The organism is Sodalis endosymbiont of Henestaris halophilus (genome assembly GCF_900161835.1).
Classification (GTDB): domain Bacteria; phylum Pseudomonadota; class Gammaproteobacteria; order Enterobacterales; family Enterobacteriaceae.
Genome location: NZ_LT897836.1, coordinates 1,534,017 through 1,554,132, shown reverse-complemented (window position 1 = coordinate 1,554,132; position 20,116 = coordinate 1,534,017). Strand labels below are relative to the sequence as shown.

Sequence of the window (20,116 nt, the reverse complement as noted above, 5' to 3'; positions counted from 1 at the left end):
AGAACGAGGTAAATTTATTGCTCAGCGGTATGATAATGAAAGATAATAATATTTGACTTGCTTTTACTAGGTTTGATAAGCAGAAACTGCTAAATAACTTGTGTTATCTGATTTTTCTAAATTATGATATGCTTTGCTTTGCTTTGCTTTGCTTTGCTTTGCTTTGCTTTGCTTTGCTTTGCTTTGCTTTGCTTTGCTTTGCTTGGCTTGGCTGATAGCTTTCACAAAAAAGCAATGAAATAATTATATTTAACATTTTAATTGTAGGTTTGTTTTATTAATTTAATTTTAAATTATGTGTAGTTACACATAATACCAATCCTTCTTTGGTTAATTATATGTAAGTAATTTAAAAAAATGACTATAGTAGCAAACACTTGCGATAGGCTATAACAATTACCGTCTATAAAGACGTGCTTTTATGTACACAGCCTACACTACTGTTCAGTGTAGTAAGCAGATAATGCTTTGTGCATGCATTGCTTCATTGGAGAAATAACATGGATAATCGTCTATTAGAAATAGTTGTTTGTCCGGTCTGTAACGGTAAACTTTCTTACAACGAAGAAAGACAGGAACTAATTTGCAAGTTGAATGGGCTAGCTTATCCTGTCCGGGACGGAATTCCTGTTCTTCTGGAAAGAGAAGCACGTGCTATCTCATTAAATGAGAACAATTAATGAGTTTTATTGCCATTATCCCCGCACGCTTCGTTTCTAAGCGTTTGCCAGGTAAACCACTAGTCGATATTAATGGAAAACCGATGGTTGTGCGCGTTATGGAGCGTGCACAAGCTTCCGGTGCTGATAGGGTAATTACCGCTACTGATCATGTTGGTGTGGTTGAAGCAATTAAGAGTGCCGGAGGCGAAGTATGTTTAACTAGCCCAGATCATCAGTCCGGCACCGAGCGGCTACAAGAAGTCATTGATTATTACGACTTCCCTGACAATCAAATAATTGTTAATGTGCAAGGGGACGAGCCGCTTATTCCGCCACAAATTATCAAGCAAGTGGCGGATAATCTGGCATTCACTGATGCTGGTATAGCTACGTTAGCGGTACCTATTATTACTTCAGAAGAGGCATTTAACCCTAATGTGGTTAAAGTGGTGGTTGACGCTAGCAGTTATGCGCTGTATTTCTCGCGCGCTACTATTCCATGGGATCGTGAAGGGTTTGCCCGTAGCCGCGATCATCTTTACCATAATCTTCTGCGTCATATTGGTATTTATGCTTACCGCGCCAGCTTTATTCGACGCTATGTTAGCTGGTCGATTAGTCCGCTAGAACAGATAGAGGTTCTCGAACAGTTGCGCATATTGTGGCATGGGGAAAAAATACATGTTGCTATAGCAAGTGCTACGCCCAGCATGGGCGTGGATACACCAGAAGAACTGTTGCAAGTTCGTTTGTTGCAACAGAAAATTAATTAATTATTTAGTGCTATTTGGTTACGATGGTCTATCAAAAATATTTTGTTAATTGCTTACCTTGTCTTAATTTAAGATAATTCTTTTATGATGTTTAGTGTTACGCACTAAACGCGCACGTTGGTTTTGTTTTGTAGAGAACAATAAGATACAATTTAGCAAATTCATGAAATAATAACGCACTGAGTTAAGCTCAGTTTTAGAGTAACAGTTAAATGGTTAACATACATCAGCAAGCAATCCTTATATTCATTTGTATAATATCATGACAGGGAAGTTCATGTATTTACGTTATTAACGTAAAGTTATTTATATCTGAATATATCGTCCAGAAGAAATCTTACAAGCTATCGATGTTATCCTGGGAATACTAGATACGATGACTTGCGCCGGTATATAACTTATAGTTATTTCACTACTCTTTAGATAAAGAGTTTTTTCGGGTACAAATGGTTTATGGCCCATGCTGTTTAAGGATCTATGCTTTGCATTAATGAATACTAGCATATAAGTACTAGGAAAATAGTCGTTGGTAAATTATCGACTGGAAACTTAGGTGATGGCTACGAATCTATTAAGGTTTGTTAAAAACAGCACACACTAAAATACTAGCCTTGATAGCATTATAGTAGATAGACATTAAGATTGATAGAGATTTTAACCTAAGGCTCAGTGCTATTACTGGTGCATAATGGGGCAAACTGCTATGCAGTTAATTATCAATATTGTCCTAGCTGTATTTGCAGTGTTAATGATTGCTATATGTGTAGCAAAAAACAGCAGCTTGTTCTACTGTTCACCAGTATGCTGAAGGATTCAAACAGCTTACTTGGCTTATGGTGATGTATAAATAAGGTGCGCTGCTCTTGGTTCAGCTGAAAATATTCAGCCAAATAACTAAGAAAAAGTAAAGTGCAGCTGTTTAGTTATTCAACTACTTACTTGTAGTTGGTATATGCGTTTATTTATTAATGCTAGCTTTAAAATTTTATGATAGGTGATAGTGTGCTATATTCATATGAGTTAGCTTATGCATAATCCATTTATGTGCAAGAGAAATTATAACTCCTCCTGTATTTAATATTAATTCATAAACTAGCAACTTCATGTAATTTAGTATTAAAAGCGTAATATCACTGGTCACTTTAGCTAGTTAAGAAAGGATATATTTAAATAATAAAACCAATATGTTAGTAAAAGATGTTGATGCCACATGTTCTGACATTTATGCGTGTGTGTATCCCCTGTAGGGTGATCGTGAACCAGCATTTAGTCATCGTTTCTAAAAATTGCTGTGCAGCATCGATATGCTTAACTGCTATTGCCATACTCGGGTTGAGGGTTTCTTATTAGATTTGCCAATTGTGTATCACAGCCACGGAAACTAGGTTATATTTTGCGATTCTCAAGGGGCTTACCTAGACGCGAGTTGATTCGCAGATGAGTATGTCGCAGTTTAAGCTTTGTCTTAGTAAAATTCTGTATTTTAAAGCAGAGTATTAACTAATTTGACTTTTGCATTATCATCTTTTATTCTTCAAACCTAGAAACGCTTTGTCTTATTCCTGATGCGTTTTCTCAGGCTAGTCAGCATTATGATAATTTTCTATGCGGTAACATCTAAAACTCATACCTTTCCCCGCATTAAGTAGTTGTTAGATACTTCTGATAAAACAGTAAGATACTGCGGTGCAGATAAATATTATTATTGCTTTCGCTTGTAAGGGACTTATTAGCAAATTCTTTCATTAAAGCATAGTAAATTACTATGAATTAAATTGGTACTGAGTTGCCGTTGGGAATCTCAATCATATTCGCAGCTTAAATTTAACACCACAATCTACTTTACGGTTTTGCCGTGGATATGTATGGTGGCATAATGAATTTCCGTATTACCAAAAGCGGTATATGTAGACTTAGCAATAGTATTAATGACGATTACGATAAACTTTGCATGGATTTTAGAGTTAAATAAATGAAGGTATCACTTTGATTAGGTAGAATATAATCGATTAGTCACAATGAGAAATAAAATAATTTATTTGTACATTATATAAAATGTAATGATTTACATTAATCACTGATTTTGTGATCAAATTTATAGTCGATTTCTTTAATTTTTCCTTGGCCACATGGCTTTCCATTCTGTATATTAAGCGCTGTGTTGTGGTAGTTTACTTATAAAAGATTAAGAAATACTTTGTAGTTAATTTATGTTTAAAAAACTAAGGTTTTTCTAAAAGTTAGAAATAGTGAAATCACTAGGTAGAAGTATCAATTATTTATAATAACGCTAGTTTGCGTATCAAAGTATCAACCGTAGGTAATATTAACTAAATTATTTCTATAATAATAGAAGAGCAAGACACTATATTATTAGTAACTAAGCATGGTATTAGCTTCTAGCTGATAAGCGTAACAAGTATTGCTCATAGTTATTTAAAATAATTACTATCTGGTAGAGAGTAATTAACTAAGCATAACTCACTGAAGTCTATTATAATGAAAGGTATTATTTGTTTACGCATTGTGTATGTGAGTTTTATTGTATCGTAATCACTCTATTGTCTGCAATATTTGTTTAGAGTAAAATACAGTTATTGGAGCTCGAAGAGACCACTTCAAACATGTGATTTAGCACTTAAATTTTGTTGTATACGTATATTTAGCAATAATATTGATCGTTAGTTGGTTGTAATAAATTACAGGTAAATAAAGTACAGTTAATTATTTATTAACGACTAAGAATAGTAGCTTTTAAATAAAGCATAGAAGTAATATTTATTGTATGTATACATGCTTAATAATATTATTATATTTAATCGTAAAGTATTAATAAAATTTATTTAGTTATAGTTAACTTAAAATTAAACCATAAATACAAGGTATTAAAATACAAAAATAATAATAAACAATTAATTTATGAATATATGTATTTATAAAATAGTTGCTCTTGCAATTTAACATCAGTTTTAAAAAGTATAAAATTACTTTATGAGTATATTGTATGTAAATATATTAGTCATAGCAAAAATTTTCTCATGATCTGCATTGTAGTTTAACAACTAAAGTTAATGATAATCCTCAGTGAAACACTATTAATGTTTACTAATATTAGTATTAAGATTAAGAGTAATGTAATAAATTCAGGTGTTTTAATCATGACTACTAACTCTACTTGCTCGAATAAATAGTCAAGTAATCATTATACTTTTATTTGCAATGTTTAATAATTTATTAAATAATGTATTTATTTGTTACTCGATAACCACGTTTATTAATATGGTATTATATAATATATGATATTATATAATAATATTGTTACAAACACTTATACCATAAGATAATTATCTTGAGATCTAACAATAATTGTTATTAAAGAAAATATTAATCAATCTTAAAATAAGTATATGGCATTGTTGTAAACAAAAGAATAATTTAAGAAAGTAAAGTTAATTACTGAATGTTATTTCAGTTTTATAACGATAAATATTTTGCATTATAATACATTATATTTTGATATAAATCATTTATTTAAAGTTTAAATTAAAATAATTATTAAATTATAAGTGCATTACTAAAATTAGTGTTTTCGCAGTCAGATACTTTATCTTCATGAAATATAATGTGCTTGATAAAATATTTATTCATATAAGGTTTTATGTGGGTATTCAGACGAGTAATATAACTTAATAAAAGTAATGTACATATCACCTTATTAAGGTGAGTATTTATGCGTGCGCTCTTTGCTTTTCTTTGAAAATTAAAATAAACATCCACAAAGCAAATGCCTTCTTTGTTAGTCAAGAATATCAATAGAGTGTAAATTATATGCAAGATAAATATCATTTTATCAATAAGTAATAATAACCTTTTGCTGATTGTAATAGTTTTACACCACGATATAGTTGATATTAAATAATACATAATATTAATATATTTAAACAATTTAATTGTAAGCATGATAGCGATGCGTATTAAGGATAATTATTATAACGCAGATTTTTTTTGAGGTTGTATCCCTTACAAATAAGTAATTACGCTATATTAATTTGTCATCTTACATACAGTAGTTTTCATCTTTAATAAAGATATTAGATTTATTAAAGTTTTTTTTAATCTTCCTCTCAAAAAATGCTACGGTAAAATTACCTAATGGAGTTTTAAGTATTCATAATGTCTAGCGGTGTTAGTATGGAGTGTAAGGCATATAAATATCGTTGATATAAAACCTAAAGTATGAGTCTCCTTAACAGGAGTTACAAGACGTTTGTAGTTTTTGCACGATACAAACAAATACAAAATGATGATAATAATATTAATAAATTAAATAATTTACGGATCTTATAATATAAATTAATTTAAATATAAGCAGACATTTAAATTAAATTTAGTGAATACTAATCACCACTATAAATATTTATTAAAGCAGTATCAATTGTTAGATTTTAATTAATTGTTAATTATAAATCCTTTGTACGTAAGACAAAGGGTGTCGTTATGTTTTTTTATTTTTTATGGCAACAATAATAAATTATTTGAGATTTACTCTAAGTAAATAGTTTTCTTAAATAATTATTAGTGCTATCTATTTTAGTTGGGTCTAAGTCCGTCTTAGTTTAGCTGCTAAAAGATCTTGTCTGTTTGTGGTAAGTATGAATAACAAGTACATAATAAATTAGAAAATAATTTTATTCCATAGATATTATCTATAGTTCTATTATCTGTTTATAACATGAAGCGATCAAATATATCATATAGATAGTATCGCAATAAAGTACTATTTTATTTTAAATAACGCTAATGAATCTTTAAACAATTTTATAAAGCACAAGTAGATTGTATTAAATAATATAATAAATTATAATGTTGTTAATAACAATTAAAGTGCAATCACGATTCACGTTATTAGCTTTGGAGAGAATAAAAAGCAAGGAATTAACCGGGCATGTTAATGCCTTGCTGTCTGTTACAGGTTCAGGTATTTTCTTATATTAAATAGTTTATTGCGTAATTAGCAACATGATAGTTACCCCTAATGTAGGGCTGCTTAAATTTGTTAAATTAACATAGATACTATTTTATCTATAGATAAAATCTATATTAATTTTGGTTTTAAACTATTTGCATGGTTTATTATTAATGTCAGATAAAACTGTTCTTCATCATAATAATACACAATTATATATTAGAAATAGTGGTATCGCTTTGTGCCTTGCTCATGTAATATCGTACAATGCGTTAGTATACACGCAAGTAAATCTAAATGAAGTAGCTGGCTTTTATTATAAATATAATCTATTATTATCAATAACAATACTACTATATAATAATGTATCATAAAATTTTAGTATGTTAATAACATGCATTTACTATATATTGTGTGTTTAATAGTAAGTTAATTTATTTTGTATATAGTAAATATTAATTAAGTTGTGAAGGGTGTTTAATATTCTTACTTTTAATATTAGTGTATATAGATAATAATATATTATAAATTTTCTTAGTAAAGCAAGAGAGAAGTAATTGCAAAAATAAAAATTAGCAAGCAGGGGCATATGCGTTTAAATATTAATGCTAACGGTATTTGTGACATGCACACAATAAGTTTATCATAATTTGCGCAGTATTAATATAATTACAGCTTGTAAATTCATGAAATTATTAAATGATTATGCCAAATCGTATATATAAATATTTTGAATATCAATAAGATACATATATAACCCTTTTATAACTATGACTGGGGCACCAGGATTCGAACCTGGGATACCGGAGTCAGAATCCGGTGCCTTAACCGCTTGGCTATGCCCCAATACCTTGGAGGTCTACGAAGGGAGTTGTGTCTGTGACTCTAGCATTACATTATGTGCAGGTGTGCGTTAATAATCTAAGCGTCACCCCAGAAATTTGTAAATCTTACTAGCTGTAAATTACAGGGCTTTAAACTAGTAGGCGTAGATGGGTTTTAACCCTACCCATCTCTTAGCTTTTAAAATATGATGTACTTTAAGTGGTAGTAGCACGGCTGTTTGTCTTTAAAATTTAAGCGATTTGGCTGGGGTACCAGGATTCGAACCTGGGCATGGCGGGATCAAAACCCGCTGCCTTACCACTTGGCTATACCCCATTTGCTGCTGACTGAAATAGATTGTGCGGGAGGCGAGACTTGAACTCGCATACCTCGAGGTGCCAGAACCTAAATCTGGTGCGTCTACCAATTTCGCCACTCCCGCAAACTGTGGTAGCTACGACGGGATTCGAACCCGTGACTCCAGCATTATGAGTGCTGTGCTCTGACCAACTGAGCTACGTAGCCAATTTTATTCTATTTTCATTACCGTTTTCATTACCGTTTTCATTACCGTTTTCATTACCGTATTATGAGGATTTAACGAACTTCAGTCAATTCCTTTTTCGTCTTACTAGTATTTATTGCGCGCGCTTTTTGTATAACTCATGAATAATCTAAAATACAAGAAGATGACTCAATAAGTTGCACGCTTTCATGGCGGAAAATGCATAAACAGACAGAATTTTAATTGGGTAGTAAGGATTATATATTTGAATAAAAACTTTCGTTTTTAGCATGAAAACCAAACTAAAATCTAGCACTGCATTAATATAAATGTCAACTTAAAAAAACTATTCTGTCGTTTGAGAATAAATACCTGATTTTGTATTTCCGTTACCAACCGAGATACTGTACTGCTTCCGCCGATCATGACCTGATAATGACAGAGCGGTGTTATAACTAGATCCTGTTAATAGGATGTGCTGTGATATGTGTATGTCAATCTCGCAAAGGTATGAATATAGCGATAGATTTAGACTATAAATGTACTAATTGAGACACATTCTATAAAAGCTTTTGACAGAGATCATTATTCTTCAAAAATCTTTTGGTAAAAAACTTTTTGGGGATAAATTTTTGTACAGGGAACAAAATGTGCATTGACTAGTTATTGATCACTGATTGCTTTGTATTTATAGACTTAAGTCTATTGATTAAACTTATAGCATATTTTGTTAAGGAATCGCTCTTTTCCCTTTAAGCGCCGCTCTTGCATTGGTAATTTATAAGATACTTGACACAAAGCGTGTGGTCAGATTTTTGTTGTGGTACATATTATCGCTTCATTTGATTCATATATTTATTCTTACAAATTACTTAATAGCATTTAAAAATGCGTATCTCAACGCCAGGTGAATATAGTTTTATTAGTACAGGATGTAATTAATACATATTGAATATGTGTATTACGCATAAGCTCCGGACAAGATTCTTTAATCTTAAATACTTTATAAAAACAAAATAGAGGTAGGCAAATAAATATTTTTAGACGTTTCTCCAGACGTAACTATTTGAATGTCTGTAGCTTTAATTTTATTTTACTTTAAACGCATTATTGTTGAGTTACAATAAATTGTAATATTACTATATATAATTTAAATTATATCGCGAATTATGCCTAGTTTTGCTTGCATCATAAAATGCATTTTATGATGCACTATGCTGAATGCTTGCCCCTTTACTGGTAGTGTGCTCAGATGAGATTAGTTATTCATGCTCACAAAAATAAATGTGGTAGTGTTACTACACAGCTATCATGCTAAATTATCACCTAGTTTTTGGCACCTACTGGTGGAGTATTTTTCAGGGGTGTGATTAAACAAAAAATTAAGTTCGTTTGATATAAGCACACCATAAGACACGATCGACATCAAATAATTTTACTGATTAATAAACTCTACTCTATAGATGAAGTAATTTTTGCTTAATCTAAATGGAATTAATTGTATTAGTAATACTATTGCACTTTGTTTTTATTTTCATATTTACTTTTCCGTTAATAATATCTGTAGCGCGCGACAAATATAAAACATCGATTTATTATTAATTTAACTTATAATTTATCATGTTCGTCATAACTTAATATACAAAATATTGTCATGTAAGCGTATAATTACTTAATGGTCTTTTTTCGGTTTTGTATTAAATAAATCAAATATATTGCGCGGTTTATTTAAAAAATTACTGGTAATTTTTTAAATTATTCTGCATCACCTCATAACTAAACTAGTTTAAAACAGTAGTGATCTATCAAATAGTTGCGGATAAAACTGATGTTTATAGATGTTACTATTTATTGTTATTACATGCGTGCGTGAGTTGCGTTATAAATTGTTTAGTGGAGGCGCAGTATGGACGTGTATTAACAATGATAAATGTTCGTACATGGTAGATATGCAGTATTACTGCGTCGTCTCTGCATAGACGCCAAAAAATCAATCTGGGCAATAACTCTTTAGATAAAAGCATTACAATTATATTTTATAAATTTATACAGTTAGATCGTTACGTCTACAGATGTAACATCTTCATAAATTGTATTTGATAATATTGTCCTAGATTACTAATCTTTGTTTATTTGATTTTTTGTTACTAGGATAGTCGTTACAATTAATTTAAATACATATTAATTTCCAGGTAGGTAAACCAACGTTGATCAGATTATTTTGTTTCAATTATCGGGAAATATTTGACTGTTTTTTACCTGTAAGTCTTACTTAGACGTTTTATTGCACTGCACAAGATTTACATACAAACTGTAAATATATTTATTATTCTCAATATAATTGAGGTTACCCATTACCTCTGCTTACTGCATTTTAGGCTTTATTATGCATAGGATTTACTATCATTACTTTCTTCTGCGATCAACAGCATCTTGATTCCCGCTGTTAGAAAATTAGGGGTATTGCTTTATTTTTGTTAAATAAGCGAAATTGGCAGGGATGTTTCCGGGTTATGAATGTGATTTGGTTGTGAACCGCGAAGTAAGAATCAGGTGTGTAATAACTGATTAGTCTATCATAACTAATACTTATTAATAAGTATCTTATTTTATAACATTTTATTTTCTTCATAGTAATCTATGATTTCAATATGCTAACTGTACTGTAAATAATATTGATGCTTACTGTATAATCATGGGCAAATATAATTAGTGAGATGTTAGGCAGATAGATCTATATATTAGTCCATGTTAAACATACAGATACACTCGAAGCTAAACCGGCTCACTTTATGCATTTCTACTATTATTCTTAATTAGAACACCAAAGGTATACTTGCGGTAATAGGCCTAAAATAGTATGCGCTGCGATTAAGATCGATGATAAGGTATACGCTATAAAGCGTAAATAATTAATACTTCTGGGGACAGTCTGTAAGGTAATTTAATTTATGTTAAACCTCGTCAAATATTGATACCATGTTTCCAGATAGAAATATAATTACTGATTACCGCTTTAAGTAATTTAATCTATTGCTTCTTTATTCTTATAAAGCTACAATTTTATTGTTTGTAGTTAAATAACTTGCTTGTAGTAAAGCAAGTCATACAATAAATAGATTAGTATGTTACGAATAGAAAACCCTTACCCTGCTTTTGTTTGGCTAATATTCAAAATAATTATTATCCCAATGATCCTGGTTTAGTATGTGTGAGCTATTTGTAGTCAATCACAGTGGTCACTGAGTTGTTTTACTAGTGATGCAGTTGCACAATCTATTATTTTAATTGGAGTAATATGCTTAACTAATTTTATTAGTTAAGCATATAAATGCTTTGGCGGTCTTTTATTAAATCCAGATCAACGTTAATTAAAATTAATCGTATCGCAAATAATTATTTAAGCAAAATACGCATTTGCTGTATCAAGTAAATAATCAAAACAATTTAATATTTGATTAGATTGTAAGTATGTCAATATTTTAACCATTGAAGGCGGCTATGGCATATCGAAGATAAAGATAACGCTTTGGTTACTCAATTGAGATTATTTTATTGACTTATTATTAGTCCCCATCCTGGGGATGCCGTCCTTGATAAGTATAAGAGCAATATCCTCTTAGATCAAGTTGTTATAGTTTTAAGTACAATTAAGAAACAGCGGATTAACATCAATTTATGTGGTTTTCTTCATCATATTTTAAAATAGCTTCAATTATGTCAAGTTTGCCAAATTATTGTTGTTTTCAATGTCCGTTTTCTTTTACCTATTTAGGTATAGTTAGTAACTATTGCAAGATTTATCTTGATGTGTATTTGCCGGATAATTTGCAATGCGCTAATGGTGTTCGACTCACATATTCAACTAGTGAGCTAGGCAGGAAGAAATACCTATCTTTATTTGATTACTTGCTGCTTTTGGGAGATTTGCATTATGATCTTAATCCCGTATTTTACTCAAATTTACCAGTTCTAACGATATTTCTAAATTTCTTAGCCTTAGCAAGTTATCGAAATTGGTGCGATAATTATCGGCATTTAGCGGCTGCCTATTTAGGCAGCTTTTACCTAGTTGTAATGTTTGATGACCTGCCTAATGTGTAGAAGGCCATTTACCGCATCCTACCGGCGTAAAAGTTACGATGAAGTCGCGGAGATAATGCTTGGCCACTGCTTTGCTAGTTTTTTCTCTTTGACCTACTTTTTATTGAAATAACTAAACTGTTAATTTTTTATATTGGTTGCGTTAATGCCGTGGTTTTAATACATATTTATGATTGTATTATCGATATTTATTGTTGTTAGCATGGCATTATATTTTTATATTTGGCTTTGGTATCACGGTTTTGTAGATATAATTTTAGAAGCTGCAACTCGTTTGCATTGCAATAAGTGATATAGGTTATATAGCTTAACAGCTAATGTACTTCATTTTGTGTTATTTAGCACTATTTTAGTATTAAATAATTCAATTTATCACACCAAGTTTGCAAATTGCAAAATAGTTACTGCTAGAATTCTGATGGCTATCATGTAAATTCTGATGGCTATTATGTAAATATTGATATGTAATTAAGAGTTAAGGTAACGTTACGCACACGCTAATAGATCAAATAGTTTTACCGATGTTCATGCTTAAATTAGTTGATTTGTGTCTAATTGTGAAAGTAGTTCATTGTTAGATGAACTTGGTTAATAAAATTTTTGATACTAAGATGTGATCTGATGGCATTGCAATGCCTAAAATAATTGTTAGCACTTGGTATTAATACGAAGATCATCTCTATTGTGATTTATCCCGCTCTTGTAAACATCCTGGTCACTCGTTTCGCTTTTGCTTCTGTTTGAAACTAGCTTCTACCGCGTTAAAGCTAATAGTGGTTTTAGTTTCACTGATATTAACGATAACTGCTCTGATGGCCGGTCGATTAATGTGAGATAATACCTACCATAATAAATGGTGAATTAAGCGTTCGTTATTCGTGCGTGCCGGAGTATTTCGTATCTCCTGATAAATTGGTGCTATCATTGTCGAATATCATGTAAAGTATTTAATACTTACACATTTTTGCTTATAAAAAATAGTTCCTCTGAAGATGTGATGCATATTGTTGTAGTATCGATACTTTGGCTGTTAATAGATAGAATTGTACCTGCTTTGTAAATAAGGTTGTAAGATAACTGGGGGATAGGTCTCTCATTACAAGGCTTAGTTTACTTGGAGGTTAACGTGTATTCAATGCTAAACCCCTATAGTTGTTAGAAACATAGTTGCATTTGACGCTCTTATTGCTATTGATCATACCACTATGGCTGCAGATAAAAGCTGGCTTGAAGATTTTGTCGGTACATAATCGAGCTTCGTGCGCTAGGATTAACGCCAGTTTCTTTTTTTTCGTTATCGACAACTATCTGCTTAAATGTTTGTGCTGCTCGTCGATGGTGATAGACTTAGTTATATGTTTCCTGCGCTTCACCGCTAAAAATATGTTCTATTATTGATTGCGTGTAATTTACAACATTAAAGACTTTTATTGTCTTTAATGTCTCTTTTATAGCAAAATATTATAAGCGTTTTAGTTTCTTTCAATGCGATAATGTTCTGTTTTTAATGCTCGGTAATAGAGCATTGTTTTAACAAAAACAGTGTTCTGGTATGGTAGGTTAGAATATAAAGAATATAAATGTCGTATTATTTTGTAGAGGAATATCAATATGAGTGAAGCTAAAGCCTGCTCAACTAATTTTATTCGTCAAATTATTGATAAAGATCTAGCTTCAGGTAAGCATACATCAGTGCATACTCGTTTTTCTCCGGAGCCTAATGGCTATTTGCATATCGGCCATGCAAAATCTATTTGTCTGAATTTTGGCATTGCTCAGGATTATCAGGGAAAGTGCAATTTGCGTTTCGACGATACTAATCCTCTTAAAGAGGATATGGAATATGTAGACTCCATAAAACACGACGTACAATGGTTGGGTTTTAATTGGAGCGGTAGCATTCACTATTCCTCCGATTATTTCGATAAGCTGCATGACTATGCTCTCGAGCTTATAGACAAGGGTTTGGCCTATGTCGACCAACTGTCGCCGGATGAAATCCGCGAACATCGAGGTACGCTGACGTGTCCTGGTAAAAACAGCCCCTATCGTGATAGAAGCGTGATAGAAAACCGCGCGTTATTTACTAGAATGCGCAACGGTAAATTTGCCGAGGGCCAAGCCTGTTTACGGGCAAAAACTGATATGGCCTCGCCATTTATGGTGATGCGTGACCCGGTATTGTACCGAATTAAATTCGTTCATCATCATCGGACTGGCAACAAATGGTGCATTTATCCGATGTATGATTTTACCCATTGTATTTCTGATGCAATAGAAGGCATTACTCATTCGTTATGTACCTTAGAGTTTCAGGATAATCGCCGGCTGTATGATTGGGTGCTAGATAATATCACTATTAATGTGCATCCCCAGCAGTATGAGTTTTCCCGATTAAATCTTAAATATGCTATCATGTCAAAACGTAAATTAAAGCTGTTGGTGACAGAAAAAATTGTTGAAGGTTGGGATGACCCACGTATGCCGACAATTTCCGGCTTGCGCCGCCGAGGTTATACCGCGGCATCGATTCGCGAATTCTGCCTCCGCATCGGCGTGACAAAACAGGAAAATTATGTAGATATAGCTTCCCTAGAAGCTTGTATTCGCAAAGATCTGAACGAGCACGCACCGCGTGCCATGGCTGTTATCAATCCTGTGCTAGTGGTTATAGAAAGCCTACCGTTGGGGCATGAACAAGATCTAGTTATGCTAAACCATCCCAAGAAGCCTGAGATGGGAACCCGTCAAGTTGCATTTAGCCGAGAAATTTTTATTGATTGTTCTGATTTTCGTGAAAAAGCGAATAAGCAATACAAACGTCTGGTGTTGGGTAAAGAAGTACGCCTGCGTAATGCTTATATAATTAAGGCTGAACGTGTAGAAAAAGATGCCCAGGGGAAAATCATTAAGATCTTTTGCTGCCATGATCCCGACACTCTTAGTAAAGATCCTGCAGACGGTCGTAAGGTGAAAGGAGTGATTCATTGGGTATCAGCCACCCGCAGTATTGCGGCAGAGTTTCGTCTGTATGATCGTTTATTTCTTGAAGCTAATCTGGCTTCCAAGAAAGATTTTCTTTCTAAACTGAATCCAGACTCGTTAGTCATCCGCCAAGGCTTTGTAGAATCAGGTATACCAGCAAACCATGTAAGTCAACGCTTCCAGTTTGAGCGCGAAGGTTATTTTTGCGTCGATAGCCGCCGCTATTGTAGTACGTTCTATCCGGTGTTTAACCGCATCGTGGGACTTCGCAGCACCTGTGCCGTGAAAGCCGAAATGTGATCTTCCTTCCTACCCCCCAATCTAAAGTGAGATTTTAATCTCATGATTTTAATTCTATTCTAGCGAAATTAGGTTAGGTTGCACAACCCGTAAATAGCTTTCGTGCCGAATATCTGTTGTTTACCTTTTTTTCTACTGAACAGTTACCATTAGGTATAAATAGAGTTTTTATATTCATTGTCTATGGTTTGGGAAAAGCGTATGTTATTTTTCATAATCTGCTACGTTTTGATTATGTATTCGCTTATAAGGTGATGAACTTAGGGTTACTCAGTAGTATATTGGTCTTTTGCCGTATCTTTAATGTCTCAGGTGAGTTTTCGATATTATTTAATTTAATCGTATGTGCATTGTTCCAGAGACGTAGCGTAACATTGTCGGGCACATCAGTAGATGATGTGATATTAATCTAACTTATTAGCATGTTAAATTGTTTTATATGGAATAAATTTATCTGCCATCAGTTGTTTGACTATGCTGTTTATTCCTAATAAAGTTTCATACTTTTTAGACATTGAAATTAATCCGAAAATGTACCCTTGCTTTTAGTTTCTTGTAGTAATCAGTAATTGTGGTGTCGGGTTTTGCAGAGCCGCATAAAACGGTTGTATCGTAAGGAATGAGTTATGATACCAGTTGTTCTAAATATAATCAGGGCTGCATTATGTATCTCTGTGCGTAACTGAAAGAAATATCGTCATTATAGCGTTCCTAGGCAACGGCAGTTTATGCGGTTTTGTAGCGGGGTAACTATTTATTTTGTATTTTGCTTCGTCAAGTTTAGATGTAAGCAGTTCTTTCTTAGCTAAAAGTTTGTTTAGTTATTTTAAGACATAGTTTATCGAAAAGTTGTTTCATGATTTATAAGATAATTTTAATTATAGGTTTACCTGTGTATACATTTAAGTAAGTTAGCAAATAAAAGTGCCTCTACCAGGTAGAGGGTTTTGTTACGCAGTCATCGCTGCGCATGGTTTTCTTATCTGGTTTTGTAGGCACAACATTTTGAGTGAGCGGCATAAATAATTTGTCGCATGTAAGACTAATACCAAATTACTTTTTTCCTAATGATGAACATTCTGGTTATCTGCGTGTGCAAAGTTAATGCAGCATTCAAAACTGCACAGTGTAATAGCGAAGCGCTAATGTTAAAAACAAGTGAATTTAAAAAATAAAGCAATAAAATAGTAACGCTTTAAAATTGCAAGATAACGAAAATAAAGTTAATAACATGGTAGAATAAAGTGATGCAATTGGTGGTATCGTGAATATAGTAAAAAAGCACAATATCTAAACGATCGAAGCATATATCGATAGCAAAGAGGAGCGGTGGAAGAGTAATACACTAAAATAGTGAAATAATATTCCGGAGTCGGTGGGTATTGTTCGCTACAATAGCTAAAGCACAATAAAAAACTACTGATAATAGTTTATCTTTGTGTTGTAGAGATGTTGCAGTATTCGTTTGCCGATGATAACTTAGATGTTAGTATGTTACTATGTGTGAATGATCTATATCATGCAAGGTTTTATTTTCACGGCAGTTGCCTTCAGTGAAATAGTTATAACGATATAAAATTGTGGTTAATTAGTTTAATATTTGCTTGTTAGTGATGTTGTGCTTTCGCATTTTGATATACTCATTGCGAAATTCGACGACATTTATTGCAATCTAGGCAATATCAGTTAGTCATAATTTAACTCTAAAACTTATTTGCTATTTTTAAAAGTGGCGTCAGGCTACAGTGCCGTATTATCTAATTAATTGAGTATGTGGTAAAATTTGGCTAGTCTGATTTCCTTATTCATATTAATTAATTTCTTATACACATCTTTTGTACTGACTTGTAAACATTTATGGTTTTGGAAGTCTTTTAGGATCTTAATCCTAGGGCAAGTTATTTTTATTCCGGCTTTATTTAAAGCGATATTATTCTCGGTTATTCTAATTTTCTTCTATTGTTTGATAAGTAAGTTATAAATTAACATATCACATTAATAATCGCTGAACTCACAATGTATTATTTCCTTTACATAAAATATTTAGTCAGTAATTAAAAAGATTCATTTGTCATTAATCTCACGCAGTGAGTAAATCCATGTACTGCTTATAGGTCTATAAGTTATAATAGTAAGAAATTATTTGTCAAGCGTACAAAATATAGTATCTTGCTGTTTGGTAAAAACAGACGGTTGTAAGTTGTTAATCTAAATGCATCTCTGTACGAATTTGTTTCACCCAGCTGTTGATACGTTCTGCGGTAAACTCGGGCTGCCGGTCTTCATCAATGGCTAGACCAATGAAGTGATCGTTGTTGGCTAATCCTTTAGACGTCTCGAAATAATAATTAGTGGTTGGCCAATGGCCAACTAATGTAGCCCCTAGAGGTTGAATAATATCCCGAAGAGTGCCCATTGCATCGCAGAAATACTCCCCGTAATCTTCCTGATCGCCGCAGCCAAATAGCGCAATGATTTTACCGTTGAAATTGATATCTACTAACACGGGGAAAAAATCATCCCAGTCGCACTGCGCTTCGCCGTAATACCAGGTCGGGATACCTAGGAGAAGCCTGTCGTAACGTTTCAGATCTTCTTTGCTGCTTTTTGCGATATCAAAAACATCAGCAACATTGGTACCCAGTTGCTTTTGTAGCATATTGGCAATATTTTCTGTATTGCCAGTATCACTACCAAAAAAAATGCCAATATTTGCCATGAATATTAAGACCTCAAAATATAAAGATATGCAACATCATAAACTTCATGCTGATAAAATCAATCATAGCAAAAACTTTCTTTTTAAGCGTTATTTATCCGTGGTTGGGCTTACGTTAAATTTATCAGCGAAATAAGCTTCGGTAAGCTCACTACGGGTAATATTTTGTTAATCAGTTCATTGAGTTGCATGTTTGTTTATGAATTACTATTCGATTATACTGGCTTTTAACTAACGAACTTTATTACGCAATCGGCCGGTTACGTGTATGAATTTTGAGCTGTGCTTTCCTATAAAGGGAACAAGTTTTCAGCTATTTTAGATCGGTGTTTATTTATAATTTAATTTAGATACGATCAGCTATTAACTGCCAGTGCAGTCTGTAATGGCCTACTACTTAAGATAAAACATGTGTTGGCGCGCAACCTCTGTCTCTGACTATTGACATGAACCTTGCAATTTGTCAACAAGAAAGGACTATACGTAAGAGTATTAGTGAAGAAATCGTTGACAAGCAAATACACTGTAGCTGTTATCCAGATAGGGTAAATATTATCGACGCGGATAAATATTATTAACTTATCTTGAGGTGTTAATTTCGATACCAGTATTATTAGCGTAATTGCCTTTGATGTTGTTAAATGTATAGATTTATTGTTACTAATAAACAATTGCAGCAAGCACTTGATTTATTAGAGTTATTTGATATATTGTGCTATTAATTATATGACTATGATTTTATCAGTTATGACGATTATATTATTTAGGTTATTAACTAAAGTTGATAACCTTATCTAACTATTTATGGGCAGCCACTTTAATTTCTTTATATATTTAAACATTGGCGCCTTGGTATCTGAAATTGTCCCTGGTATTTATTTTGTCACGACGATTGCTAAATAACTGCATCTTCGAGTTTTGTTATGTTATCAGCAGTCTATACTAATGGCTTAGGCTTTTAGTTATCTGATAGCGGCAAATAAGTTTGCTGATATTTACGGGGTATATAGATTAGTTTCTTGGTTTGTTACCAGTAAATTCTATCACGCGCTTTCATGGGTTCTCTCAAGCGTTGTAATAGGTTGCATTAGACCCTTTCTTGACAAATAGGTAAATATTAATAGCTTATGAAGTGATAGTAGCATAAATTCAGCACTACTGCTAAATAAGTTAAGTATTTCCTCCCATCTAGATATCAGTGACGTTGCTTCATTAGACCTAGCGAGGTTTTTCACTACAAACTGCCAGTAGACAGATGCGGTATTTACTGTGTTTGGTGCCTCTTGTTGTATGTGTAAATCGACACCTAGAAATTAGCTATCGCTAGTTTGTTTAACCATTGTTCGGCAACTATCTTATTTTTAACCGCATATTCATGTGTGAAGATATAAAAATGCTTCTGGCACCGTTAGAAGTTGCCGCTTTCGTTTTATACTTTTTTCTTGCTAGAACGTATTTTCAAGTGCGCGTTAAGTATCAAAAAGTTAGCGACCAGAAATCCCATAAAAGTGATGATTACCATGATAAATATCAAAAATCTTGAACATTAGTGCGACTGGATATTTTTTCTTAATTTATCTATTACTGAAAACAGTTTTGTGGCTTTAACGTTGATAACGAGTTAAAATTTTAGAATTTTACTTTTTATTTAAAGGAATCTGTATCTTCTTCCATGACTATGGGTTTAGTCTGTTTAGGGATGAATGAAAATTGTACGATATTTTCCTTTTATTCGAAATAGAGGTTTCTTACCCAGTTACTTATTGTCAAACCGTTACCTTGTAATGGTTCGTTAGCCATTTTTATAAATGTAATATTGATGGAAAACCAACTTGGTTGTTTCAAGTCTATATTAAATAGTAATAACTATTATTTAATAGTAATCTACTATATAATACGAAGTTAGTGTAACACCACATTTTTGGTATTAAGTTGTAGTGTCTTACTATATATTAATCAACTATTAGTTGCGACATTTGTTACGTTATCAGTGCGCACAGTATTCTTACTATTTGCCACTGATGGAGATACAACGTTTATTTTAATAAGCAACATGTCTATCAAAACATAACACATTCAGCGCCATTGCTTTATAGCTCTGGTGGTCGTTGCATAGGATAGCAGTTTTAATTAGAAAATCAATTTACAGCACATGGTAATTTTACTCAGATCACGGGTTAATATATCCCAATGATTCAGATTGTCAAAAAACTATAGATCATTATGATCAATAATGCTCTATTTTGGCGAACGCGTTACTTTTCGTTGATAGTTTAA

General features: G+C 32.5%; 6 protein-coding genes and 4 tRNA genes. 3 read left to right on the top strand and 7 right to left on the bottom strand.

Features of this window, described 5'->3' with window-relative positions; genetic code table 11:
* Positions 1-66 precede the first annotated feature (66 nt).
* On the bottom strand, positions 67-225 hold the full coding sequence (locus HBA_RS03540) for a hypothetical protein (RefSeq protein ID WP_157774261.1): 159 nt from the start codon (positions 223-225) through the stop codon (positions 67-69).
* A gap of 275 nt (positions 226-500) precedes the next feature.
* Here HBA_RS03540 and HBA_RS03275 point away from each other — a divergent pair, with 275 nt between their 5' ends.
* Both HBA_RS03275 and kdsB read left to right on the top strand, forming a co-directional pair.
* Complete coding sequence (locus tag HBA_RS03275; protein ID WP_097032571.1) at positions 501-680, top strand: Trm112 family protein; 180 nt, start codon at positions 501-503, stop codon at positions 678-680.
* Complete coding sequence (gene kdsB, locus HBA_RS03270) at positions 680-1,435, top strand: 3-deoxy-manno-octulosonate cytidylyltransferase (protein WP_097032570.1); 756 nt, start codon at positions 680-682, stop codon at positions 1,433-1,435. The genes HBA_RS03275 and kdsB overlap by 1 nt, the downstream gene beginning before the upstream one ends.
* A gap of 5,740 nt (positions 1,436-7,175) precedes the next feature.
* Here the strand turns inward: kdsB and HBA_RS03265 are convergent.
* The 4 genes from HBA_RS03265 to HBA_RS03250 all read right to left on the bottom strand — a co-directional run bounded on the left by HBA_RS03265 (position 7,176) and on the right by HBA_RS03250 (position 7,751).
* Positions 7,176-7,247, bottom strand: a tRNA-Gln gene (locus HBA_RS03265).
* Between the two features lie 240 nt (positions 7,248-7,487).
* Positions 7,488-7,562, bottom strand: a tRNA-Gln gene (locus tag HBA_RS03260).
* 24 nt (positions 7,563-7,586) lie between these two features.
* Positions 7,587-7,668 (bottom strand) — tRNA-Leu (locus HBA_RS03255).
* 6 nt (positions 7,669-7,674) lie between these two features.
* Positions 7,675-7,751, bottom strand: a tRNA-Met gene (locus tag HBA_RS03250).
* A 5,695-nt stretch (positions 7,752-13,446) separates the two neighbouring features.
* Here HBA_RS03250 and glnS point away from each other — a divergent pair.
* On the top strand, positions 13,447-15,120 hold the full coding sequence (gene glnS / locus HBA_RS03245) for a glutamine--tRNA ligase (protein WP_097032569.1): 1,674 nt from the start codon (positions 13,447-13,449) through the stop codon (positions 15,118-15,120).
* Positions 15,121-16,881: 1,761 nt separating this feature from the next.
* Here glnS and HBA_RS03645 read toward each other — a convergent pair.
* Both HBA_RS03645 and fldA read right to left on the bottom strand, forming a co-directional pair.
* Positions 16,882-17,001 carry a hypothetical protein gene (locus HBA_RS03645; protein WP_457920944.1) on the bottom strand — a complete coding sequence of 40 codons (120 nt, stop codon included), beginning with the start codon at positions 16,999-17,001 and terminating at the stop codon, positions 16,882-16,884.
* 322 nt (positions 17,002-17,323) lie between these two features.
* Entirely contained in the window at positions 17,324-17,839 is a 516-nt protein-coding gene (fldA, locus tag HBA_RS03235) for a flavodoxin FldA (RefSeq protein ID WP_097032568.1), read from the bottom strand.
* Between the last annotated feature and the right edge of the window lie 2,277 nt (positions 17,840-20,116).